The organism is Roseibium sp. QJM3NY_11 (assembly GCF_056173175.1).
In genome coordinates, this window is the sequence record NZ_CM149660.1 from 4443435 (window position 1) to 4467786 (window position 24352).

The window sequence follows — 24352 nt, forward strand, 5'->3', positions numbered from 1 at the left end:
TATTGACCTTCCGAATACTGGAAATAAAATGTCCGATATTAACAACTACGCTCGAATTTCTTCATTTTGCAGGACTCATGAAAGCGAGTTCGATGAAGCCCCAGTGCTAAAATCACTTGTCACCAAAGCATATGAACACGACACATGTTTGAAGCTGATGACGAAGAACGACAAGGTCTTCTTGAAAAACGTGGATGGGACCGCGAACAAGACGGAACATCAGCGAAAAAAGCAGGCGGATATTGCAAGAAACAAATTCTTGACCGAATTGAGGTCGGAACTCGGGAATGGTTACACGGACTTCGTGAGCAGAAAGTTGAGCAATGGTCAATCTTTCGTGGCAGGTGACGCCAAGCTTTATCTGGCGTTGGGGATCGCGGCTGACATGCGATTTTCCCGCGATGCGGCAGGCGCCTTCCACAGTCTCGCCACCAATCTCGGCCAATCCGAGCTAAACAGCGACGTGTTTCTCGATGCCGCCACGTCCTTGACCGGATCCATACTGAAACAGGAGCTTCATGATTTCGGGAAACATCCGGCAGTCGACGACTTCACGGACCTGCCAGGTTACAAGTACCTCCGTTCAGCTCTTGGCACCATCGAGATCGGGGTGGATACGCTTACGCTGCTTGATACGATCGAGAGCCATCTGGACGATGACCTGAGGCTCCGGTTCCTTCAAAAACTGACAAACCACATTCTGCTAAGCGTGGGCGAAGGACTGAAGGCTGATTCTGAGACCTTTCTAAAGGAATACGCAAACGAACCCTTTTCGGAAGAATTCTTAGAGCAAACGTCTCTGGCGATCTCAAACAAGCTCGGTTATTTCGCAGAGGTCATCTCTCAAGCTCACAAGCTCGGATGGGGCGACGATCAAAGAGCGATGGCAAAGCTGTTGATGTCAGCCAGCGGTGCGAATTTCAGCACATTCGACTTGGAAAAATGTCTCCAAAAGGGACATTACATCCACCTCAGAAACGTTGCCCAAGAGTTGAAGTCCGAACTCTTTCCCGACATCGAGATTGACCAGCTCAACCGCGACAATCTTGCAGAACTGTCGCAGCCATTAGCCATAAAATGGGAATCCATTGGTCTGAAACCCGACCAGGGTATCTTGGAGAAATCGGATCTGGGCATCGTCCTGTCGGAAGTCCTCTACCAGATCGTAGAGGATTTCATTCTGGGCGAGAGTCCAGACACCAGGATTGAATACGCGGAAGAAAGAGTGAATGGCTGGATCGAGTGGTTCTCGTATGCCGCCGACAATGCTGACAGCAACAGGCTAGCGGGAGCATTCGGTGAGGCTGCAGAACTTTTACGCGGCATGCTTCATTTGCGGATACCCTTCACGGAGATGAAACGCCCGGATTACAGCCAGGGAATTGAGCGATATTCGCAAATGTTCGGAATCGACCCGGAAAAAAACGTGCTTCTGAATTTTTTTGATGCGGCAAGCAAGGACATCCGCTTTGAAGCATACAACTATGACTACGACACCTTCTACGCTGCCGTTGAATTGCTCAGCCAATACGAAGCAAGAAGATCGAACTATTACGATATCAATGACAATGAAATTTTGTCAAATTTCAGTATTAATCAATACAATGACTTATTGAATAAAAAATCATTTAGAGGATTCATGGAAGAATCCAAGAGGAAGTCTCCCGAGATAGATCTAAAACGGGTAACCGATATCTCCGGGTCGATGTTTGGCTACGTTGGTTTGATCGGACAATACTTTTCGAACGATCAAGCGTCACTCCCGGAAACCTTGAGTTCGGGGAACAGACTCATCCAGTCTCAATATCTGTATCCTCTGGAAGAAAAGGAATTTGATGTACTCCTTCAGACAATTACAGAAAATGCCGAAGCCGCAATCGAAGATATGGACGCCCTATCCAAAAACCTGAAGTTTGGCGTGGAGTTCTTTTCCAATGCAGCCTTACCCGACCACATGGACGCAGCTTCCCTAGGCATCTTGAGGGACATCATAAGCAGCCTCAAGGAGTTGGACCAATTTTTCAACAGCGACACAGGACCTCACAAAACCATAAAGGACCTCATGAGTATTGCTAAAAAGGACCCACTCCGCTTTGCCGCCATCCTGAACGCGATTCTCGAGCATAGCCATAAGAATACCGAGTAACTTGCGGCGTTGCAGTCCTCGTGCGAACCCAAGCCAGGCAGGTCATCCATCGATCGCCAGGCCTTGCAGGGCACTCGGGGGTCACCCCGACAGCGGCGGGCTTCGATGACCCGGTCGGAGCCTCAGGTGTGTCCGCGTCCCGCTGAAGCACCCGTCTGCGTCCCCCCGGGGACCGGGCCGCTCGCGCGGGCCGCGCCGAGCAGATGCTCCAGCACTGCGCCGTCGCCGATGCGGTTGGCCATCAGCAGGATCAGCCGGGCGTTGAGAGCATCGCTTTCCGGTTTGCTCAGGCCCTCATGGGCTTCCAGAAGGCGGGCGTAGAAATCGTCCGGATGGTCGAGATTAGGGGCGTTGGCGTCGGTCATGAAACGTCTCCCTGCGTGCCCGGTTGCCTTGCCAGGGCCGTTGCCAGAGCGGCGCGGACCGCGTCCGGGTCAAAGGCGGTCCAGCGCGCAGCCACGTGCTGATCGGGACGGATCAGGTAAACCGCCGCCGGTGCGCTTCCCATGTAGCGGTCCCTCAGTTCTGGGCCGATGCGGGCGCCGGACAGGGTCGTGCCCGTCACATGAAGGCCGTCGACACGGAGGTCGCCGGGCACCTCGGCGTCCAGGCCGAGCAGGCGGAAGCCACCACCGATCCGCTCGAGCAGCCAGTCTTCTGCCAGCGGGGCATCCACCGCCGGGCTGCCCGGCCGCGTGCGCGCGGGCAAACCGGCCGCATCGGGGCCGTTGAGCGGCGATCCGTCATAGACCGCCGGCACGGAAAGGCGCCCGGAATTCACCAGCGGGCGGGCGAAGGCGTGATGTTCGGACAGATCCAGCACCGCATCGCGGAAGATCCGGCTGATTTCCGATTTCGGCGTGATGAAGTCGGTCGAGCGGGTGCTCTGGCGGATGTTCTCGTCCGCGGCCAGCTCCCGCTCGAAGGTGTAGCTGTCCAGCAGGCTTTCCGGTGCCATGCCGTCCAGCACCAGCTTCAGCTTCCAGCCGAGATTGTCGATGTCCTGAAAGCCGGAATTGGCGCCGCGCGCACCGAAGGGCGACACCTGGTGGGCGCTGTCGCCGGCGAAGACGACCCGGCCGTGCCGGAAGGTTTCCATGCGGCGGCACTGGAAGGTATAGATCGACACCCATTCCAGGTCGAAGTCGACATCGGGGCCGAGCATCTCCCTGAGCCGCGGAATGACGTTTTCCGGCCGCTTTTCCCTGTCCTTGTCGATGTCCCAGCCAAGCTGCAGGTCGATCCGCCAGACGCCGTCCGGCTGCTTGTGCAGCAGGGCCGACTGGTCCTTGTTGAAGGGTGGGTCGAACCAGAACCAGCGTTCGGTCGGGAAATCGGCCTTCATGATCACGTCCGCGATCAGAAAATTGTCCTCGAACACCCGGCCGGCAAAATCAAGATCCAGCATCGCGCGCACCGGCGAGCCGGCACCGTCACAGGCGATCAGCCAGCCCGCCTCCAGGTCGTAGGTCCCGGCCGGCGTCTCGATGGTCACCAGCGTGTGGTCATCCCGGGTTTGGAGATCGGCGACCTTGTTGCGGCCGCGGATCTCGACCGGCCGGCCTTCGGCCTGCAGTGCGCGGATGCGCTCCACCAGGTGCAACTCGCAGTAATATTGCTGCAGGTTGATGAATGCAGGCCGTTTGTGGCCCTCCTCCGGCAGCAGGTTGAAATCATAGACCTGCCGATCGCCGAAAAACACCTTGCCCGCATTCCAGACGACGCCCTTGTCGACCATCTGGCCGCCGCAGCCGAGCCGGTCGAAGATCTCAAGAGAACGCTTGGAAAAGCAGATCGCACGCGAGCCGGTGCTGACCCTGTCATTGTCGTCCACGACGAGGACAGGCACATCCGCCTGCGCCAGATCGATCGCCATTGCGAGGCCGACCGGCCCCGCGCCGATGATCACGACGGGGCGGCGCACCGGTGCCGGTGCATCCTGATCCGGCGATCGCTTGTAAGGGTACAAGGGTACCTCGAACAGTTTTGTCACAGGTTTTCCTCCCGGTTCCTGCGTTAAAGGTATTCCTGCGCCGTCTCATGACGCTCGAATTCCAGAAAGAACTCGTCGAGTTGCGGCGGCCGGACACCGGTTCCGGCCAGCATGGCATGAGCCTGGCCCCGATGGTGGATCTGGTGCTGGAAGAGATGCAGAAGCGTGTTGGCGACGGTCTCGAAGAACACGCCTTGAGGCCCCCTGTCCTGGGCGATCGTCCGCTCCAGGTCCTCCGCGCGCAGGCCGTCGCAAAAGGCGATCAGCCTGCGGTCCGCTTCTTCCTGCGCGGCCTTCAGACGTGCCGCGGTTTCCGGATGCGGCGCACCGAACACCGACCGCCCCTGCCCGCCTTCCTCCACGGCATCAAGATAATAGCGGTCGACCTCCAGATTGTGATTCAAGGTTTGCCGGATGGACGGGAAAAAACCCGTCCGATCCGCCTCGAACTCCTGCCGGGTGAGCAGACAGCAGGCTTCACACAGACGCCTGTTGGCGTAGGCATTGTTACGGGCCATCAGCCGCAGGTGATCGAGAGCCTTGCTCATGCGCCTAGCTCTGCAGATCCGCCCACATCTTCGCGTCGCGTTCCGCTGTCCAGATGCGCGGCGTGTCGATGTCGAGCGCCTCGTCGTAGGCGCGGGCGACATTGAACGGCAGACAATGTTCGTAGATGGCGTAGTCCTTGAATTTCGGATCGCAGGCGGCCCGGCAGGCATCCCAGGCTTCCTTCAGGGTCCCGCCGCGCCGGGCGACCCGTGCCACGGGGTCATAGGTGGAGCGGACAAAATCGGCAGTGGCGTCCAGCGCCGCATTGACCATGTCGGTGCCGACCAGAGCATCGCCGCGGCCCGGGGCGATGGCTTCCACATCGAAGGAGCGGATCGCTTCCAGCGTTTTCGGCCAGTCGTTGAAGTGGCCGTCGCCGCAGTAGCAGGCCGAGTGGTATTCGACGATGTCACCGGTGAACATGACGTTCTCGTCAGGCACATGGATGACGATGTCGCCGGCGGTATGGGCGCGCCCGAGGAAACGCAGATCCACCCGCCGCTTGCCGAGGTAGACGGTCATGCGGTCGTTGAAGGTGGTGGTCGGCCAGGTCAGCGGTGGGATGTCGTTGACGTTGTCATAACCCATGAAGAGACGCGGGAAGCGCATGAATTCGGATTCCCGGTCTTCCGCGCCGCGCTCCACGACCATGGACCGGGCCTTCTGGCTCATGATCACGGTCGGCGCCTTGTAGGCGGCGGCACCCAGCACGCGCACGGCGTGATAGTGGGTCAGCACCAGGTGGCTGATCGGCTTGTCGGTGACGGAACGGACCTTCTCGATCACCTTGTTGGCAAGTTCAGGGGTCGCCTGGGCCTCGACGATCATGACGCTGTCGTCGCCGATGATCACGCCGGTGTTCGGATCGCCCTCGGCGGTGAAGGCCCACAGGTCACGGCCGATCTCGGTGAAGGAGATCTTCTTCTCGGCCATGTCTCCGGCGGATGCGAATTGTTTGCTCATTGGTTCTCCTGGGGCGTCTCGCCCGGGTTTCCGTGACGGTGCACTGTCTGGACGGCGTTCGAGCACCCTCGGGCATCGGCGCGAGAGCCCTTTCCCGCGCTTGCGAGAGTTACTCTCCTCCGGCTTTCTCCACCGTCTGCTCGATCGCCCCGAAGATCGAATGACCTTCGGCATCGAGCATTTCGATGCGGACCGTGTCGCCGAATTTCAGGAACGGGGTTTTCGCCGCGCCCGTGTCGATGGTCTCGATCATGCGGATCTCGGCAATGCAGGAATAGCCGACACCGCCGTCCGCGACCGGCTTGCCCGGGCCGCCGTCCAGCTTGTTGGAGACCGTGCCGGAGCCGATGATGGTGCCGGCGCTCAAGGGACGGGTTCTGGCGGCATGGGCGATGAGCTGGCCGAAATCGAAGGTCATGTCGATGCCGGCATCGGCGCGCCCGAAGGCGTCGCCGTTGAGGTCGACATTGAGCGGCAGATGCAGCTTTCCGTCCTTCCAGGCATCGCCGAGTTCATCGGGCGTGACCGCGACCGGAGAGAAGGCGGAAGATGGCTTGGACTGGAAGAAGCCGAACCCCTTGCCCAGTTCCGCCGGGATCAGGCCGCGCAGGGACACATCATTGACCAGCAGCACCAGGCGGATGGCCTCGCGCGCCTCCTGCGCACCGATCCCCATCGGCACGTCGCCGGTGACGACCGCGATCTCGCCTTCCATATCGATGCCCCAGGCCTCCTCGCGCATGGCGATCGGATCGCGCGGCGCCAGGAAGGTGTCGGACCCGCCCTGATACATCAGCGGGTCGGTCCAGAAGCTCTCGGGCATCTTGGCACCGCGGGCCTTGCGCACCAGCTCGACGTGATTGACATAGGCCGAACCGTCCGCCCACTGGTAGGCGCGCGGCAGCGGCGACAGGACGTCATGCTCGTGAAACCGGAGCGTCGGCACCGCCTCGAGAGAGAGGCTTTCGGAGAGCAGCTCCAGTTTCGGTGCCACCTGGTCCCAGGCGTCAAGGGCGGCCTGCAATGTCGGCGCGATGTGGCTCGCATCCGTGCACCAGGTCAGCCTGTCATTGACCACCACAAGCTTGCCGTCACGGCTGCCATCCTTGAGCGTTGCCAGTTTCATTGTTTTTCAGCTCCCTTGTCAGCGACCAGCGACTTCTGCGTGCCTGCTGTGCCTCATTTATTCCAGTTTCCCTCTGGCGTTCCGTCGAATTTTTTCTCCAGGCTGTCCCAACAGTCAATGTAATTGTCCTGCAACGGCGCCTTGCCGGCGGCAAACCCTGTCAGGTGCTGGGGAAACCGGGTCTCGAACATGAAGGACATGGTGTTGTCGAGCTTCTCGGCCTTCAGGTCGGCATTGGAAGCACCTTCAAAGGCGTTCCTGTCCGGTCCGTGGGGCAGCATCATGTTGTGCAGGCTCATGCCGCCGGGCACGAAGCCCTGCGGCTTGGCATCGTACTGGCCATAGATGTTGCCCATCAGCTCGGACATGATGTTCTTGTGATACCAGGGCGGCCGGAAAGTGTTTTCCGCCACCATCCAGCGTTCGCGGAACAGCACGAAGTCGATATTGGCGGTGCCCGGCACGCCGGACGGGGCCGTCAGCACGGTAAAGATCGACGGATCGGGATGGTCGAACAGGATCGACCCGACCGGACAATAGGTTCTGAGATCGTATTTGCAGGGCGCGTAATTGCCGTGCCAGGCAACCACATCCAGCGGTGAATGGCCGATCTTCGTTTCGTGAAACTGGCCGCACCATTTCACCGTCACCGTCGACGGTGTCTCCTTGTCCTCGAACCGGGCGACCGGTGTCTTGAAATCCCGGCGGTTGGCCATGCAGTTCGCGCCGATCGGGCCCCTGCCCGGCAGCTCGAATTTCTGGCCGTAGTTCTCGCAGACGAAGCCCCGGGCCGGGCCCTCGACACATTCGACCCGGTAGACCAGGCCGCGCGGCAGGATTGCAATCTCCTTCGGCTCCAACTCGATCACGCCGAGCTCGGTGCAGAACCTGAGAATGCCCTCCTGCGGCACCACCAGCAACTCGCTGTCGGCGGAGAAGAAATACGCGTCCTCCATGGACGTCGTGACCAGGTAGATGTGGCTGGCCATGCCGACCTGGGTGTTGACGTCTCCCGCCGTGGTCATGGTGCGCATGCCGGTCAGCCAGGTCAGGTCCTCGTCGGAGTGCGGCACCGGGTCCCAGCGGTACTGGCCGAGGGAAATGACGTCCTCGCCTATGTCCGGCGCCGAGCGCCAATAAGGCAGATCGATCTTTTCGAAGCGGCCGGTGTGCTTGACGGAGGGGCGGATGCGATAACACCAGGTGCGTTCGTTCTGATGGCTCGGCGCGGTAAACGCCGTTCCCGACAACTGCTCGCCGTACAGTCCGTAAGCGCATTTCTGGGGGCTGTTCATGCCCTGGGGCAGCGCACCGGGCAAAGCCTCGGTTTCAAAATCGTTGCCGAAGCCCGGCATGTAACCCGAATCGGGCCCGTTCCGTCCGGTGTCCGTCCGCTTTCCGCTGCTGTCCGTTCTCTGGTCCATAACGCTCCCTCCCGGTTCGGAGATGAAATTAGTTGCATCTGTAACCATTTAATTTGCGCGGATCAAGCCGGATTTCCGGTGCCGGGGATGCGCGGGACCCGCTTTCGGCATTTTGAGCACTTGCCTCACCGCAAAGGCTGACGTAAAAAGAACAAACCATGAACTCTTGAGGTGACCAATGCGTCCGGCAATTCCGACACTTGAGAAATCCCGCGCGGTGCTGAGCGCGTGCGCGCCGCTGGCAGGTGCTGTGCCGACGACGGATGTCACCCCCGGAGACGTGCGCATGATGACGCTTTACCTGCGCAAGGCGCGGGACCGGGCCTGTGCGATCCGCGACCGGTCACCCGGTGGAAGTTACCTGGAAAGCGTACTGACACGCACGATCGACGGCATCACGCTGGAACTGTCGCAGCTTGAGTATCTTCTGGCCGGCAAGCCGGAGCTTGCAGAGCGAAACAAGCGGCGCATGCGTCCGGCGATCTGACTGCCACCGGCGCAGCGCAATTTCAGCCGGCCACCGCCAGATAGAGTGACAGGCACAAGTCCGCCGTTTCCGCGCGGGCAAGGCATGCACGATGTTCAGGAAATCGGTACATCGCGGCTGGAAGCCGGACTGGCCTGCGGGCCGCCGCCCGGCTTCGCAGCACTGTCTGAAATGCCATGTATAGTTTTAATCATATCTACACTTATTGGTTTATATTTCTATCTATTGAATACTTAAAGTAGAGAGCGCCCAGTCATGACCGTACCTGCAATGCCACCCGCGACCCAATGGATCTACGTGCTGGGAAAACAGTTCCTGTACACCAGTCAAAATCCACCCAGCCCGACACCCGGCAACATCACCGAAGACCGGTTCATGATCCGCGGCGTCGCAGTGGATGCCGCGTCGGTGACCGCGTTGAAATATGACGACGTGCTTGCCGACCATCACTTTTCAACCATGAAGGCCATTTTCGACAAGGCCATAGACCTGAACATAAACTGTATTCGCGTCTATGCCCTCAATCCGAACTACAGCCATAAGCAGGCCATGGACCATCTGAAGGCTCATGGCATCTATGTCATGGTCGGCCTCGCCAGCGCCGAGAACTCCGTCCACCAGATGTCCGGCGCATACGATCAGGCAACATTCGTTCATGCCGCCCGCCTGGTCGACGAATTTCAGGCTTACGACAACACCTTCTGCTTCTCCGTGGGCAATGAGGTGAACTTTCCGGGTCAGCAGGCCGCCAATCTGAAGAGCGCCCACCCGAACAAGACCGATGCCGAGATCGCACAGATGACGGTCGGCCTCGAATGCACCGTGGCCCAGGCCATGAAGTCCTTTGTGCGTGACGTGAAACATCACATCAAGAACCAGGGGTACCGTTCCATTCCTGTCGGCATGGCGATGCAGGATGGCCCGCAATCGTCCTGGACCAACAGCAACCCGCAGGCCTATCAGCGGGGCCTCATCGGAACCGACACCCTGCAACAGTATTATGCCGCCGGCACGAACGAAGCGGACCGTGCGGATTTCATCGGCATCAACAGCTATCGCTACGAAAGCGGCCAGGGCCCCGGCGGACTGGATGCCTATAACGGCCTGGCCGAAGAGGCCTCCAGGCTTCCGGTGCCGGTGTTCCTGTCGGAAAGCGGCGACATCGTGGGCCCGACACGAGACTGGAAAATCGCTGCCCATGTCTTCAAGACGGCGGCCCTGCGGGACCAGCTGTCGGGCCAGGTTGCGTTCCAGCTGATGGATGAAGGCGCAGGCTACGGCCTGTTCACGGTTTCAGAGAGCGGCGGGTCGGTTACCCTGACCGCGGCGAGCCAGACATCGGTCACCGATCTCACGAATGTCTTTCAGGAGTGTTTCACGACCCCGCCATATTTCGCCGCTGGCCAGCCGAACCACCCCACCAGCGCCCCGACCTCCTTCGGCAGCAACCCGGAAGTAACGCTCCCCAAAGGCTGGCCGGACCTGTTGACCGTCAAGAGCTTCAGTCCGCCGCCCATCGAGATCACGATTGAAAATTACAACACGACTTCGAAGATCCAGGTGGTCCAGCCGGTCAACGGCAGCGATCTGGTTCTGGGTGTGCTTCAGCCGGCGACATCTGCCACCAGCCCGGCCAGCCGGACCATTCAGCTCTACAGCCAGACGGCGATCAATATCCAGTTCTACGATGCCAAATCCAAGACCTGGGACCAGGTCTGCGGCGTGCCCGCCAAGTCGGTCAAGGCCGGTATCACAGTGAAGACGGATGTCAAATACGGCGGCGCATGCAACCTGGCGTGACCACCTGAAGCGGTTTCCGCTCAGGCCGGATGAATTGACGAGGGAAATCTGTTTGCCGGCGCGTCGTATCGCGCCGGCGAACAGGCCGATGTCTTTTCAATGCGGCCTGAATGCACAAGTTTATGAGTTCGTACCCTAAGCCGCCGCCTCGTCGCCCGGGGCAGTCTGCCAGCCGAGATCGGTCAGGGTAACGATGCGGTTGCCGCGCAGGTCCGTCGCGCAGACGAGAAAGCCGCGTTCCTCCATGTGGCTCAGGAGCCAGCGGGCCCGACCTGGCGAGCGCGTGCCGTAGGCGGTGGCGATTTCCAGATTGCCGGGACACGGCGCCTTGGCGAGCGCAGCCTTGGCCAGGAGCAGGTAGACCCCGCGCATGTCATCGGGCAGTTCAGCCGCAATCAGTTCGGCCTGCGCCCAGGCGCCGTCGTCCATTTCGCCCTTCTCGACCCCGGCCCGCGCTACCGAGAGCTTTTCGCGGAAGGATTGAAGATCCGGTGCACCGCCTGGAAGCTTGGCGATCCGGCAACGGACCTGGAAATCCTGATAGAGCGAGGCAATCGGCTGGAAGGCGGCGTCCTCCTCCTCCAGTATGCCCGCAATGATTTCCGCGATCTTTTCCTCACGCTCGCCGAAGTCGAGCAGGCTCTCGGCCGGCGGAACCTCCTCCGCGCCGGCCCGTTCCGCGCTGGTCAGCCGATCCAGAACCTCGCCGGTGGAGACGACCGGCTCGGCGAAACGCTGGCGCACCGGCTGCACCTCGCCGGCGCCCGGCGTGAAGATGAGATCCTTGGCTTCTTCCTTGGGCTGTTCCGGCAAGGGCATCAGCTTGTGGACGCCGCCCCGGCCCGCGGTTTCCACCGGACCGATCTTCACCGGCACCGGACGGCGCGACATGGCCGGCCCCAGCGCGATGAAATGCCCCCGGTCGAGATTGCGGAAACTTTCCGCCTGCCGCCGTTCCATGCCCAGCAGATCCGCGGCCCTGGCCATGTCGATGTCCAGAAAAGTCCGGCCCATCAGGAAATTGGACGCTTCGGCGGCCACATTCTTGGCCAGCTTTGCCAGCCGCTGTGTGGCGATGACACCGGCCAGGCCGCGCTTGCGGCCGCGGCACATGAGGTTGGTCATGGCACCGAGGGACCGCCGCCGCGCCTCTTCGGTGACCTCACCGGCCGCCGCGGGGGCAAACAACTGCGCTTCGTCGACAACAACAACCATCGGATACCAGAGATCCCGGTCGGCATCGAAAAGGCCGTCCAGGAAGGTGGCGGCAGCTTTCATCTGGCGGTCGGCATCAAGACCTTCCAGATTGAGAATGACGGAGACCCGGTGCTGGCGCACGCGGGCCGCGATCATCTGCAGGTCCTTTTCCGTGCCGACGGCATCCACGACCACATGACCGAACTTGTCCGCGAGCGAAACGAAATCACCTTCGGGGTCGATGATCGCCTGCTGTACCCAGCTCGCCGACTGTTCCAGCAGCCGCCGCAGCAAATGCGATTTGCCCGATCCGGAATTGCCCTGAACCAGAAGCCGCGTTGCCAGCAGTTCCTCAAGGTCAAGTCCGGCCCGCGCGCCACCCGCCATTTCACCGATATCGATCTGAACCGTCATACGACCACTTTTCGTACAGCCCCGACAGCGCCGCGAAGCCTCCGTTCCCTGTTTTCATGCAGTGCGGTAGTCAGCACGATTCCGTGCACCATGCAAAGCCGGGAACGGATCCAACCGGCGTTTTCCCTGCATTCCACCGCTTTGCAACGCCTGGCCGGCCGGTTGTCCTGTCCCGCGCTATGCGGCAAAACATGGTTCGCCGGTCATAATACCAACCTCAACAAATAAGAACCCATCTGATGGCACTGTTCCTATTTGCCGGCAAGGCGCGTTGCGCAGGACGGCCTGGTTGGCCGTTCAAGCGGTGCAACGCCGTCCGGCGGGTCGGAACAGGCCACCGAAGGCCGTGTTTGGAGACTGTTCCGCAGCGTCGAAAGTCTTGAACGATAACCCATATCGCCCCGCGACCTGCTTCTTGCTGAACAGTCTCCAGACACGGTCAGACGGGTTCTTATTTGTTGAGGTTGGTATAAGGCTTTCAGGTCCCCTTTCCAAGTGCGGCCTTCGGCCCCATTTGATCGGGAGAGCAATGAGTGGGTGACCAGAATGAAGATACATGCCGATCTTTCGGAAAAAGCCGTCGTCGACAGCGCTGCGCTCGACTGGATTCCTTCCCCGATTGCCGGCGTGGAACGGCGCATGCTTGAGCGCAACGGTGAGGAAGTCGCCCGCGCGACCTCGCTCGTCAGATACGCTCCCGGCTCCGCCTTTTCCGCCCACGGCCATGACCTTGGCGAGGAGTTTCTGGTGCTGGACGGGGTCTTTTCCGACGAGAGCGGCGACTTTGCCAAAGGCATGTATGTGCGCAACCCACCAGGCTCGAGCCATGTGCCTGCCAGCGATCCGGGCGCCGTCATCCTGGTCAAGTTGCGGCAGATGCACCCGGACGACAAGGCTTTCGTGCGCGTCAATACGCTCGATCCCACCGGCTGGCAGGTCGGCCGGCCCGGCGAGAGCATCCTGCCGCTGCATGTGCGTCCGGACGAGGAAGTTGTCATGCTCGACTGGGAGCGCGGAGCCAGCTTCGACATGCAGGACTTTCCGGGCGGCGTCGAGTATTTTGTCGTCGAGGGCAGCTTCGAGGACCTTGACGGCCATTACGGCCAGGGCACCTGGCTGCGTCTGCCGCCGGGAAGCCGGCAGACGGTCAACACCTCGCATGGCGCGCGGCTATGGCGCAAGACCGGCCATCTGACCCCCGAGCGGTGACCGGACCGCCGTGTCCAGCAACGTGGTGGCCAACTTCCGGTGAAACGGAAGGATCAGCGCAAGGTAGAGATAACCGAAGACATTATGCCGCTTGCAACAGGTCGCCGCGAAGAGCCGGGGCCGGTCGCCCGCCTGCCGGAACAGCGACAGGCGGAAATCCTGATGCCGGTCATCCTCGCCCAGAACAATCTCGTGCTCGCGCATGTCATAGATGCGGAAGAACCCGATCCGGTCTCCGGGCTGCCTGTCGGTGAGCGGCGCGGCCCGCTGGTCGCGGGCAAGGTCTGACGTTGTCTTCAGGCCGAGGGGAGCAACCAGCTTGTCGCGCAAGGCAATCAACGAGGTCATCCAGCCGATATCCGCATTGAGCATATGGTCGGCCAGGACGCGCATGTCGGCGGTCTGAAGATCCGTTCGCCCTTGGAGCGACACGGAAAACACATCCAGATAGTCTCCCCGCGCGACATACGCATTGAGGAGACTTTTCGCCGGCAGTTCTTCGCTCTTGCTCATGGGGCACTCCGCCGATCCTGTTTGGATGCCGATCCTGCTTGGGTACTGTGCGCCGGTTCGCGGAAATACGCACTGGGCGGATTGCCGCAGCAGCAGCGTCCCGCGGTCTCGCGACGGCTTGCGCAGACAACCACCCGGGCTGAATATCGACCGCGGACGGTGCCGGGAGACGAAGCGTTTTCATCTTTATCACCGGATACGTTTTCGGGGATAAATCCGCTTCAGCGATCCTGCTGCCCGATGGCGCTGGTATGCTGGGGCGAACAGGAGTGCATTTTGAAAGCAACGCGCTGGCCGGACATGCGACAACCATAGCCCTTCCTTATTTGATAGGCTTCCTGTAGGCCCGAGGCAGGGGCGGCCCTGCCGGAAGGCCCTCAAGTCAACCTTCAATGTGAGACCACCAGAGCACACCATGCGCAGCAAACCCGAAACGACACTGCAGATACCGGCGCCCCGGCCGCTGACACTCGCGGAGTTCATTGCCGATGGCGCCATTCACGTGATCGGGGTCGGCCTCGGACTGACCGCATCGATCATTCTCGCGGCCACACTCTGGAACAGCGGCGATGCCCCGCGCCAGGTCACGGTGATGATCTATGCGGCCTGCCTGATGACCATGCTGGTGTGCTCCGCGCTCTACAACATGTTCGCGCGCGACCACAAGACCGGCATTTTCCGGCGTCTCGATCACGCGGCCATCTTCCTGATGATCGCTGGAACCTACACGCCGCTGGCCGCCATGATCATCGGCGGCTGGACCGGCGGCATCCTGCTCGCGGTCGTCTGGACGGGCGCCGTGACCGGGGCCATCATCAAGCTGCTGCACCTGACCGGCCTCGACAAGCTGTCCGTGCCGATCTACCTCGCCCTCGGCTGGGTCGTCGTGTTCGCGATCAATCCGCTGATCGAGAAGGCCTCGGCCTTCGGTTTCCAGATGATCCTTGCGGGCGGCCTGCTCTACACTGTCGGCACCGCATTCTACGCCTGGAAACGCCTGCCGTTCCAGAACGCGATCTGGCATGCTTTCGTGCTGGCCGCGGCCGTGTGCCATTTCACCGCCGTGTTTCACGACGTGGCCCTGGCACGGGCGGTCTGAACCGGACAAAAAAGGCAGCTCACCGCAGGTGAGCCGCCTTTTTCCGTTCTATCGAGACGCGCACGTCCAAGGGGCCATCAGGCTTCGGCGTCCGGATCCTTGGTCAGAACAACCACCTTGGTTCTGAGCGGCACCCGGTTGAACAGGTCGATCACGTCCTGCTGCCACATGCGAATGCAACCGGAGGAGACGCTCTTGCCGATCGAATTCGGCCGGTTGGTGCCGTGAATGCGGAAGAGCGTATCGGTGGCGCCCTGCCACAGGTCCATCGCGCGCGCGCCGAGCGGATTTTTGAGGCCGGCCGGATACCCTTTTACCCAGTAGCGCTCCAGCGAGGGCTTGCGGGCAATCATTTCGCGGGGAGGCCTCCAGATCGGATGCGGACGCTTGACGCGGATCAGCGCCTCGCCGGACCAGGCAAAGCCGGCCCTGCCGACACCGATGCCGTAGCGCAGCGCCTTCTTGTTGCCCAGCGTCCAATAAAGGAAATTATTGTAGGGATCGACGATGATCGTCCCGGGCCGCTCGCGGGTCTTGTACTCCACAACCTGCCGCAAATACTGCTGGTCGAATTTCTTGTAGTTGATTGCCGGCCAAGTGAAATCACCGTCCGGCCGCGCGGCGTAGGCAGCCGCATAGTCGAATTCCTCACCCGGCAGCTCATCCTGGTCGGGCAGACCCACCAGAGCGGCCGACTGGCAGCCCGCGAGCGCCGCGGCGCTCAGCACCAGACTGCCGGTCAGAAATCCGCGGCGATCCAGGACGCCGCGTTCCTGCAAAGTCTCGTTCCCGGTCAACAAATTGAAAGGCTTCATGGGACCTCCGATTATGCCGGGTTCTTCTTGGGCCAGCTTTTCGGCAGTTGCAAGTCACATTCGCCAAGGTAGCTTACATTCGTCGAATGAATGCCTAGATTACGCAATGCCACTGCCCACAATGCCACTGCCCACAACGAAGGTCCCCCCGTGCCGAACACCCCTGCCAAGTCGCCCTTTCCCGTTTTTGACGGTCACAACGACACGCTTCTGAAGCTCGAGATCGAAGCCATAAAAGGCCAGGAGCGCAGTTTTTTCGAGCGCTCGGACAAGGGTCATGTCGACCGGGTGCGCGCGGAGGAAGCCGGGTTCGCCGGCGGTCTCTTCGCCATGTTCGTGCCGTCCAACCCGGAGCAGGATTTCGCCAAACCGTTCGATCCGAAGGATCCGGCCAACTTTCAGGCGGTCCCGCAGAAACAGGCCCTGGACTTCACCAACAGGCTGATCGATCGCGCAGAACAGATCGCGGCGGACTCCGGAGGGTCGGTGGTCCTCTGCCGGACGGCGGAGGAGAACAGGGCTGCGATCGAAGCTGACAGGATGGCGATCAGCCTTCATATCGAAGGCGCGGAAGCCATCGACACCAATTTCTATGCGCTGGAGGATCTCCACCGCCGGGGCCTGCGCTCCCTGGGGCCTGTCTGGAGCCGTGAAAACGTTTTCGGATACGGGGTTCCCATGGCCTGCCCTTCCACACCCGATATCGGTCCGGGTCTGTCGGACGCAGGCCGGGACCTCGTGCGCGCGTGCAACCGGCTCGGGATATTGCTCAACGTCTCTCACCTGAACGAAAAGGGCTTCTGGGACCTGGCGCGAATCACCGACCGACCCATCGTGGCCAGCCACTCCAATGTCCATGCCATTTGTGCCAGCAGCCGCAATCTCACCGACAGGCAACTGGACGCCATCAAGGAGAGCGATGGCCTGGTCGGCATCAATTTTCACGTTGCCTTTCTGCGGCCGGATGGCGGGTTCAGCCGAGACACGTCCCTCGACGTGATCGCGGATCATGCGGCCTATCTGGTCGACAGGCTCGGCGAAGACAAAGTCGCGCTCGGGTCCGATTTCGACGGCTGCATGGTTCCACGGGATCTTGGTAACGTCACCGGGCTCGGCCGGCTGATGGAGACCTTCGAGGCGCGCGGGTTCACGGCCGGCCTCCTGGAAAAGATTGCCTGGCGGAACTGGATCGCGGCCTTGGAAAAGACAACGTCCTGAGCGAACTTTGTCATCCGGGCCGGCCAATGCGGCAGGTCTCGCAATTTTGTTACCAAAGCCAACAACTATGCGATTGCATTTTCTTCGCGAGACCGAAACAATGTATTTATTGTTATTATTCGCAGTCGTCTGAATTCGCAGACCGGCACCGACTTCTGAACTGTGCAAGCAGAACCCGGCCTTGAGCAGGGAAAAGATACAGACAGACGACAGGACCGGCAGAGGACTACGAAGGATTGGCACGCCCCATCGGCTGGTCTTTCGCGCGCGGGAGATCAGGTGCATAGGATTCCGGATGAAAGCCCGTGAGCGACACGGGCCGCGATCCCGAAACGCGTTGCCATTCCAGGTCGAGGCCAGTGGGGGGGGGGCAACAACGTGAGCATATCACTCGTCGCGGACAGGGGTTCGCATCCGGAAGGCATCAAAAGCGGCAAGCGCGCCCGAAAATCGGATGCGGTCTACCAGGATCTCAAACGGCAGATCCTGACTGGCGAAATGACTTCCGAAAGCCCGATCACGGAACAGGCGCTCGCGCAGGAATACGGCTGCTCGCAAAGCACGATCCGCGAAGCCCTGATGCTGCTTCAGGAATACGGCCTGGTCGTACGGCGGGGTTACCAGGGCACCTTCGTCACGGATCCGAGCCGGACCGAAGCCCAGCTGATGCTGAAATTGCGCGTGAGCATTGAATCCACCGGCGTTGCCGAAGCCGTGAAATTCGTGACCGACAACGAACTTGAGCAACTCCACGAGCTCGACAACCAGTTCGAGTTCTGCCGCAAGCAAAGAGATGTCTTCGGCTGCGCGTCGGTGGACATAAAATTTCACTTGAGGCTTTTCGAGATCGCACGCATGCCGGTTCTGGAGCCGATGCTGGTCAGGACCTTCATGATCCTGCAGCGGATACTGCTGTCGACACCCCGGCCGGACGCCTCCTGGGCGCGTCCCAGCGTGACACCCCACCTGATCATGCTCGACGCTCTGGCCGAGCGCGATACGGAAGCGGCCCTCGCCGCTCTGCGGTCGCATATCCTGTCCAGCGCCATTCTGCTGGCACCGCAATATTACGGGACCGATATGCAGCGGCTGCTCGACCAGGTGGAAACAAACTTCGTCGCCCCGGCGGACCTCGCCGGACACTGACCGGCGCCAGCTCCGGGCTGTTCAGATCCTTTGCAGGAGCCAGGTTCATCCGGGCGCAGGCGGGCCGGTTCCCGCATGATCCTTGTGGCCGTCCGAAGACCCGTTTCCCGGATCAGGCGCTTTGCGTCATCTGCTGCCGTGTCAGCATTGCCGCGTCGATCAATTCCCTGGTGTAATCGTGTTTCGGCGCCTCGAAAATCACGTCCGCTGTTCCGGCCTCGACCACCTTGCCACGCTGCATCACCATCACCGTGTCGGAGAGGGCCCGGACCACCGCAAGGTCGTGGCTGATGAACAGATAGGTCAGGTCATGCGCCTTTTGCAGGTCACGCAACAGCTCGACCACCTGCTTCTGGATGGTGCGGTCGAGCGCTGAAGTCGGCTCGTCCAGAACGACCAGCTCCGGTTTCAGCACCATCGTGCGGGCGATGGCGATGCGCTGACGCTGACCACCCGAGAACTCGTGCGGATAGCGGTTGCGCATGGCCGGATCCAGAGACACCTCTTCCAGCGCCTGGCAGGCGCGCGCGTCCCGGTCCCTTGCCGACAGCGACGGTTCGTGGACCAGGAGGCCTTCCGAAATGATCTGGCCGACGGTCATGCGCGGGCTGAGCGAGCCAAACGGGTCCTGGAAGATCAACTGCATGTCCTTGCGCAGCGCTCGCATGGCCGTCCTGTCCATGCCGGAGATTTGCCTGCCATGAAACACCACGCGCCCGCCGGCCGGTAGCAGGTTCAGGACCGCCCGGCCCAGGGTTGACTTGCCCGAGCCGCTCTCGCCGACGATGCCGAGGGTCTGACCCTTGCGCAGCGAGAAACTGATATCGTCGACTGCGCGCAGAACATGCTTCGACGTGAAGAAGCCGGAATCGAGTTCGAATTCGACCGAAACCTTCTGCGCTTCCAGAACGACCGGCGCGCTGTCGGCAACCGGCAGCTTGTGGCCGGTCGGTTCGGCATCCAGCAGCATTTTCGTATAGGGATGCTCCGGCTGGTTGAAAATCTGGCCGGTCTCGCCGCTTTCCACCACTTCCCCGCTTTTCATGACATAGACCCGGTCGGCGATGCGGCGGACGATGCCGAGATCATGGGTGATGAAGATCACCGCCATGCCGAGACGTGTCTGCAACTCGGCGAGCAGATCGAGGATCTGGGCCTGCGTGGTGACGTCCAGCGCGGTGGTCGGTTCGTCGGCGATCAGGACATCGGGATCGTTGGACAAGGCCATCGCGATCATCACGCGCTGGCGCTGGCCGCCGGAGAGCTCGTAGGGATAGGCCTTGATCTTGCGCTCCGGCTCGGGAATGTTCACGAGCCTGAGCAGGTCGAGCGCTTTTGCCCTGGCGGCCTTCCAGGACAGGCCGCCGTGAACGACCATCGGTTCGGCCAATTGCCGGCCGATGGTGTATAGCGGATCGAGCGAGGTCATCGGCTCCTGGAAGATCATCGTGATCCGGGCGCCGCGGACCCGGTTCAGATGACCAGCAGCCAGCCCGAGGATGCTGCGGCCCTCATAGACGACCTGCCCTTGGGTGCGCCCGTTGGACGCCAGCAGGCCCATGGCCGCCATCATGGTCTGGCTCTTGCCGGAGCCGCTCTCGCCGACCACCGCGACGGTCTCGCCGGCCTGGACATGAATGTCGACGCCGCGAACGGCGTTGACCGTGCCGGTGGCCGTTTCGAAGTCGACGATCAGATCCTCGATGGAGAGGACCGTCGTTTGGGAATCCCGGGTCATTGTCATCTCCCTATCGGTCCTTCGGATCCAGAGCATCGCGCAGCCCGTCGCCGACGAAATTCAGCGCAAACAGCGTGGATGTCAGGAAAATCGACGGGAAGATCAGCATCCAGGCCGCGCCTTGCAGATTGCGCGCGCCTTCCGAGATCAGCACGCCCCAGCTCGTCATCGGCTCCTGGATGCCAAGGCCCAGGAACGACAGGAAGCTTTCCAGAAGAATGACCTTGGGCACCAGCAGTGTCATGTAGACAACCACCGGCCCGAGCGTGTTGGGAATGATGTGTCGGCGCACGATTCCGCCGTCGCCAACGCCCATGGCTTCCGCGGCCTGAACATATTCCTGGTGCTTGATGGTCAGGGTCTGACCGCGCACGATGCGGGCCATGTCCAGCCATTCGACCGCGCCGACGGCGATGAACATCAGGATGAAGTTCCTGCCGAAAAACACCACCAGCATGATCACAAAGAAGATGAAGGGCAGCGAATAGAGCACGTCGACCACACGCATCATCATCTGGTCGACCCGCCCGCCGAGATACCCGGAGGTGGCGCCGTAGAGGACGCCGATGGAGATCGCCACGATGGTGGCCAGAAGACCGATGGTCAGGGACACGCGGCCGGCGATGAAGGTCCGGGTCATCATGTCCCGGCCGTTGGAGTCGGTGCCGAAGTAAAAATGCATCTCGTCGATTTCGGCCCGCATGATCGCCGACTTGCCGTCGGCTGACATATCGGTCAGTTCCGCGTTGGTGAACAGATCGCTGCGGTCGACATAGCGGGTGGTGCGCGGATCGATTTCCCGTCGGGAGCTGATCTGCGCAATGACGGTGCCGCCGTCCCGCTCATAGCTGTCCACGTTCATGCGGGCGCGTTTCAGGACGGCCATGAAGCCGGGCTCGACCTGGTCGGCGCGCGGATAGGCTTCAAGACTGGCAGGCACCTTGACGTAGTCACGGTAGACGGTGTCGAAATCATGCGGCGACAGGCTGGGGCCCAGGATCGACAGCAGCGTGATCACCGCCAGAACGATCATGGAGGCAACCGCCGCGCGGTTGGCAAGCAGGCGGTCACGGGCATCGTCCCAGAGGGAACGGCCCTTCGCGGGTGTTTCGTTCGAGGAGAGTGTCATGGTCATGGGTCGGTTCCTCCTCAATCGTAGCGCACGCGCGGATCAAGCAACGCATAGAGCAGATCCACGATGAGATTGAACAGGATGACAAAACAGGCGACCACCACGACAGTCCCCATCACCAGCGTATAATCGCGGTTGAGCGCGCCCTGCACGAAGTAGCGGCCAATGCCCGGAATGCCGAAGATGGTCTCGATGACCACGGAGCCGGTCAACAGCGCGGCGGCCGCCGGTCCCAGATAGGAGACCACCGGCAGGATCGCGCCTCTGAGCGCATGAACGACGATGATCATGTAGGAGGTCAGGCCGTAGGCCCGGGCCGTGCGGACATGATTTGACCGCAGGGCCTCGATCATCGAGCCGCGGGTCAGCCGCGCGACCACGGCAATCTGGGGCAAGGCCAGGGTGATCACCGGCAGGATGATATTGACGAAGGCGCCGCCGTTCCAGCCGCCAACCGGCAGCCAGCCGAGCCAGACCCCCAGGAGCAGGGTCAGGATGGGCGCCACCACGAAATTGGGCACGGTCACGCCCAAGGTCGCCGCCGCCATCACCGAATAATCCGCCGGACGGTTCTGGCGGAGCGCGGCGGCGATGCCGAGCACACCGCCGACGACCAGCGCGAGGCAGAGCGCGGTCAGGCCGAGTTGAATGGAGATCGGCAGGGATTGCGCGAACAGCTCGTTGATCGTGAAATCGCGGAAGTAGAAACTCGGTCCGAAATCGAGCTGCGCGATGCTTTTCAGATAAAGCAGGTACTGGTTCCAGAGCGGCTCGTCGAGATGATAGATCTTGTTCAGGTTTTCCATGACCTTGGCTTCGAGAGGCCGCTCGAGGTCGAACGGGCCGCCGGGCGCGATCCGGATCAGGAAAAAGGAAATGGTGACGATCAGAAAGAGGGTCGGGATTGCACCAAGCAATCGACCGAGCACATAGCGATGCATAGGCTTTGCCCCTGTTGTTTTTCAGCGGTCTTTGATTGCCGCCTTGCCGGAACCGGCAGGATGCGCCCTGCCGGTTCCGGAGTTTGAAGACTATTCGGAGATGCTGATCCAGCGGCTCGGATGGATGTTGAGGAGGTTGTCCTCAAAGCCGGCGACCTTGTCGGACACCAGATTCATCGAACCGTAGTACATCAGCGGGATGAACGGCAGATCCCGCATGAACAGCTCTTCAGCCTGTTTCAGGACATCGGCACGCTCCTCCAGATCGATGGTGGCGGCGGCCTTGTCCATCAGGGCGTCGTAGTCCGGATTGTTGTAGCGAGCATAGTTGAAGCCGTCATTGTCGCTCTCGACCATGAACAGGAAGTTCTGCGGATCGGAATAGTCGCCGATCCAACCGGCCCGGGCGACATCGAAGTCGCCACGATCGCGCAGCATGGCGTAGTGGGTCTTGGTGTCGGTGTTGATCATCGAAACTTCAACGCCGAGCGGGGCCCACATGTCGGCGATCGCGACAGCCGTGTTCTTGTGGTTTTCCGAGGTGTTGTAGTTGATGGTCAGCTTGAGCGGATTGTCCGGCCCGTAGCCCGCGCCTTCCAGCAGTTCGATCGCCTTGTCTTCGCGGTCGATCTGGGACATGTCCTTGTAGTCGGCAAAAGCCGGTTCGCCGTAGTTGCCGATGCCCGGCGGAACGAAGGAATAGCCGGCCACCATGGTCGAGCCCCAGATTTCATCGGCCAGGAATTCCCGGTCGATGGACATGGAGAGAGCCTGGCGCACATCCGGGTTGGACAGGCCCTCGTCCTCATGGTTCAGGGCGTAATAGTAGGTGCCCAGATAGGGCGCCACGCGGAACTGGTCGCCCAGGTTCTCACGCATGAAGTCGACCTGCTCGGTCGGCGCATCGTTGTTCGTATGCAGTTCACCGGCCTGGAACCGGCGCATGGCCGCACCGCGGTCTTCCGTCGGATGGTACAGGATGGTGTCGATCTTCACATTGTCCGCATCATGAAAATGCGGGTTCTTGACCGCCTTGATGTGGGCGTTCGGAATGAACTCCGTCAGGGTGAAAGCGCCGTTGGTGACGATGTTTTCCGGCTTTATGAAATCGGTACCCTTGGCTTCGACAGTTGCCGGATGTACGGGCAGGCCGGTCTGATGTCCCAGCAGATCGATGAAAAAGGGTGTCGGTGCCTCGAGCGTGATCTCGAGCGTCCGGTCATCGATTGCCTTGACGCCGAGGTCTTCCGGCTTCAATTCGCCCTTGTTGACCTTTTCCGCATTCTTGATCGGATACAGGACAGTCGCATATTTCGCACCGGTCTCCGGCGTCATGATGCGGAGCAGGGAATATTCGAAGTCTCCGGCAACGACCGGGTCGCCGTTGGACCACCTGGCATCGTCGCGCAGCGTGAAGGTGTAGACGGTGCCGTCTTCGGAAATGGTCCAGTCGGTTGCGACGCCCGGAATGATCTTGCCTTCGGCGCTATAGGAGACCAGACCTTCGTACAGGTCGCGCAGGATATGCGCTTCGTAGACCGTGGAGGTCTTGTGCTGATCCAGGGTTTCCGGGTCGGCCGTGTTGCCACGATTATAGACCACCTCTGCAACGGCGGTCAGTGATGTGGCCGCCATCAAAGCAGCGGCCAGCGCTGTCACGCGCATGGACTTGATCATTTCGCTCTCCCCTCTCGGTTATTGTTGAAACATCAGGAACGATGACAGACACGATTCCACGCTCTATGCGCGCAATCAACCGTCTCCCAACGGCACGTTTCATCTTTGACCACAAATAGGCGATATTTTTGCGAACCGGCAATTCCAACAGGAAAAATATTCCGGAGTTTAGGCCTTCGGCCGCCTTGGAAAATCACATGGTACGCAATTTCATTTCAAATCTAGCGGCAGAAGCGAAATTTTCCACTATAGGCCAGATAGGTGCCCGTATCCGGGTTGAAGGATTTGAATTTGCGGGAGCAATAGGCGTACCACCGGGGCGTGAACGGTGCCAGGCCGGTCTTGGTATAGGGGACACGCTGAGGTTGTCCGAGAGGCGGGCGGCCGCGCGGCGGATTGACATAGACCCTGGAGCGGTAGGGATAGGCGCGCATGTCGTAGGGGTGATAATGGTAGGGTGCGCCGTAGGGCCGGTACGGAGGTCCGGCAAATCCGGGTGCGCCGTAAAAGAAAGATCCCCGGTGCCCGCGATGGCCGCGGGTGCCGAATGAAAAGCCGAAGCCGCTGCCACCGACATAGATGCCTTGTGCGCGGGCGCTTCCCGGCACCACGGCAGCGGCAAGTGACGCTGTGGCCACCAGGACCGCCAGGGAAAGACAGATTTTACGGCCCCGGCGGACCAGCCCGCCGACATGGGGGCCAAGCTTCCAGTCAGACATGATGCGTTCTCCCGGCAGCCCGAAGGCTGCGCCCTTGTGATCGGCC

Annotated in this window: 21 protein-coding genes; 7 read left to right on the forward strand and 14 right to left on the reverse strand. The window is 60.9% G+C overall.

The annotated features are described in order from the left end of the window. The first annotated feature begins 28 nt into the window (after positions 1–28). A complete protein-coding gene (locus AC0VX3_RS20455) occupies positions 29–2146 on the forward strand; it encodes a hypothetical protein (protein WP_475522070.1) in 2118 nt (705 codons plus the stop codon). 122 nt (positions 2147–2268) lie between these two features. Here AC0VX3_RS20455 and AC0VX3_RS20460 read toward each other — a convergent pair whose 3' ends face one another. The 6 genes from AC0VX3_RS20460 to hmgA all read right to left on the reverse strand — a co-directional run bounded on the left by AC0VX3_RS20460 (position 2269) and on the right by hmgA (position 8201). Continuing rightward, positions 2269–2511, reverse strand: coding sequence for a DUF2783 domain-containing protein (locus AC0VX3_RS20460; protein ID WP_475522071.1), 243 nt, complete (start codon positions 2509–2511; stop codon positions 2269–2271). Further along, positions 2508–4139 (reverse strand): FAD-dependent oxidoreductase, encoded by a 1632-nt coding sequence (locus AC0VX3_RS20465; RefSeq protein ID WP_475522072.1) that lies wholly within the window; start codon positions 4137–4139, stop codon positions 2508–2510. Before AC0VX3_RS20465 ends, AC0VX3_RS20460 begins: the two co-directional genes overlap by 4 nt. Before the next feature lie 23 nt (positions 4140–4162). After that, a complete protein-coding gene (locus AC0VX3_RS20470; RefSeq protein ID WP_475522073.1) occupies positions 4163–4687 on the reverse strand; it encodes a DinB family protein in 525 nt (174 codons plus the stop codon). A 4-nt stretch (positions 4688–4691) separates the two neighbouring features. Beyond that, positions 4692–5651, reverse strand: coding sequence for an MBL fold metallo-hydrolase (locus AC0VX3_RS20475; RefSeq protein WP_342894672.1), 960 nt, complete (start codon positions 5649–5651; stop codon positions 4692–4694). Between the two features lie 109 nt (positions 5652–5760). Further along, positions 5761–6777, reverse strand: coding sequence for a fumarylacetoacetate hydrolase family protein (locus tag AC0VX3_RS20480; protein WP_475522074.1), 1017 nt, complete (start codon positions 6775–6777; stop codon positions 5761–5763). 53 nt (positions 6778–6830) lie between these two features. Next, complete coding sequence (hmgA, locus tag AC0VX3_RS20485; protein ID WP_475522075.1) at positions 6831–8201, reverse strand: homogentisate 1,2-dioxygenase; 1371 nt, start codon at positions 8199–8201, stop codon at positions 6831–6833. A gap of 178 nt (positions 8202–8379) precedes the next feature. On the opposite strand from hmgA, the gene AC0VX3_RS20490 reads away from it, so the two are divergent. Together AC0VX3_RS20490 and AC0VX3_RS20495 are read left to right on the forward strand one after the other, a co-directional pair. Further along, positions 8380–8688 (forward strand): hypothetical protein, encoded by a 309-nt coding sequence (locus tag AC0VX3_RS20490; RefSeq protein ID WP_348150770.1) that lies wholly within the window; start codon positions 8380–8382, stop codon positions 8686–8688. 255 nt (positions 8689–8943) lie between these two features. Further along, positions 8944–10488, forward strand: a complete 1545-nt coding sequence (locus AC0VX3_RS20495; RefSeq protein ID WP_475522076.1) for a glycoside hydrolase family protein — start codon at positions 8944–8946, stop codon at positions 10486–10488. Positions 10489–10623: 135 nt separating this feature from the next. On the opposite strand, the gene AC0VX3_RS20500 is transcribed toward AC0VX3_RS20495, so the two are convergent. Next, positions 10624–12099 carry an ATP-binding protein gene (locus AC0VX3_RS20500; RefSeq protein ID WP_342894667.1) on the reverse strand — a complete coding sequence of 492 codons (1476 nt, stop codon included), beginning with the start codon at positions 12097–12099 and terminating at the stop codon, positions 10624–10626. 546 nt (positions 12100–12645) lie between these two features. Here AC0VX3_RS20500 and AC0VX3_RS20505 point away from each other — a divergent pair. After that, complete coding sequence (locus tag AC0VX3_RS20505) at positions 12646–13308, forward strand: cupin domain-containing protein (protein WP_475522077.1); 663 nt, start codon at positions 12646–12648, stop codon at positions 13306–13308. On the opposite strand, the gene AC0VX3_RS20510 is transcribed toward AC0VX3_RS20505, so the two are convergent. After that, positions 13270–13821: a DUF2867 domain-containing protein gene (locus AC0VX3_RS20510; RefSeq protein WP_342894665.1), complete on the reverse strand. Its 552-nt coding sequence runs from the start codon at positions 13819–13821 to the stop codon at positions 13270–13272. The genes AC0VX3_RS20505 and AC0VX3_RS20510 overlap by 39 nt on opposite strands. A gap of 415 nt (positions 13822–14236) precedes the next feature. Here AC0VX3_RS20510 and trhA point away from each other — a divergent pair, with 415 nt between their 5' ends. Further along, positions 14237–14920, forward strand: coding sequence for a PAQR family membrane homeostasis protein TrhA (trhA, locus tag AC0VX3_RS20515; protein WP_475522078.1), 684 nt, complete (start codon positions 14237–14239; stop codon positions 14918–14920). Positions 14921–14997: 77 nt separating this feature from the next. Here the strand turns inward: trhA and AC0VX3_RS20520 are convergent, their stop codons facing one another. Further along, the gene (locus AC0VX3_RS20520) at positions 14998–15735 is read right to left on the reverse strand and encodes a L,D-transpeptidase (protein WP_475522079.1); all 738 of its coding nucleotides are present in this window, start codon (positions 15733–15735) and stop codon (positions 14998–15000) included. 150 nt (positions 15736–15885) lie between these two features. Here AC0VX3_RS20520 and AC0VX3_RS20525 point away from each other — a divergent pair, with 150 nt between their 5' ends. Further along, positions 15886–16953 (forward strand): dipeptidase, encoded by a 1068-nt coding sequence (locus AC0VX3_RS20525; protein WP_475522080.1) that lies wholly within the window; start codon positions 15886–15888, stop codon positions 16951–16953. A gap of 378 nt (positions 16954–17331) precedes the next feature. Further along, a complete protein-coding gene (locus AC0VX3_RS20530) occupies positions 17332–18099 on the forward strand; it encodes a GntR family transcriptional regulator (protein ID WP_475522081.1) in 768 nt (255 codons plus the stop codon). A gap of 112 nt (positions 18100–18211) precedes the next feature. Here the strand turns inward: AC0VX3_RS20530 and AC0VX3_RS20535 are convergent, their stop codons facing one another. The 5 genes from AC0VX3_RS20535 to AC0VX3_RS20555 all read right to left on the reverse strand — a co-directional run bounded on the left by AC0VX3_RS20535 (position 18212) and on the right by AC0VX3_RS20555 (position 24306). Then, positions 18212–19837 (reverse strand): ABC transporter ATP-binding protein, encoded by a 1626-nt coding sequence (locus AC0VX3_RS20535; RefSeq protein WP_475522082.1) that lies wholly within the window; start codon positions 19835–19837, stop codon positions 18212–18214. Positions 19838–19847: 10 nt separating this feature from the next. After that, positions 19848–20972 carry an ABC transporter permease subunit gene (locus AC0VX3_RS20540; RefSeq protein WP_475522083.1) on the reverse strand — a complete coding sequence of 375 codons (1125 nt, stop codon included), beginning with the start codon at positions 20970–20972 and terminating at the stop codon, positions 19848–19850. A gap of 14 nt (positions 20973–20986) precedes the next feature. Then, complete coding sequence (gene oppB / locus AC0VX3_RS20545; protein ID WP_475522084.1) at positions 20987–21910, reverse strand: oligopeptide ABC transporter permease OppB; 924 nt, start codon at positions 21908–21910, stop codon at positions 20987–20989. 90 nt (positions 21911–22000) lie between these two features. Further along, positions 22001–23587 (reverse strand): peptide ABC transporter substrate-binding protein, encoded by a 1587-nt coding sequence (locus AC0VX3_RS20550; protein WP_475522085.1) that lies wholly within the window; start codon positions 23585–23587, stop codon positions 22001–22003. 221 nt (positions 23588–23808) lie between these two features. Then, complete coding sequence (locus AC0VX3_RS20555) at positions 23809–24306, reverse strand: BA14K family protein (RefSeq protein ID WP_475522086.1); 498 nt, start codon at positions 24304–24306, stop codon at positions 23809–23811. Positions 24307–24352: the final 46 nt, after the last annotated feature.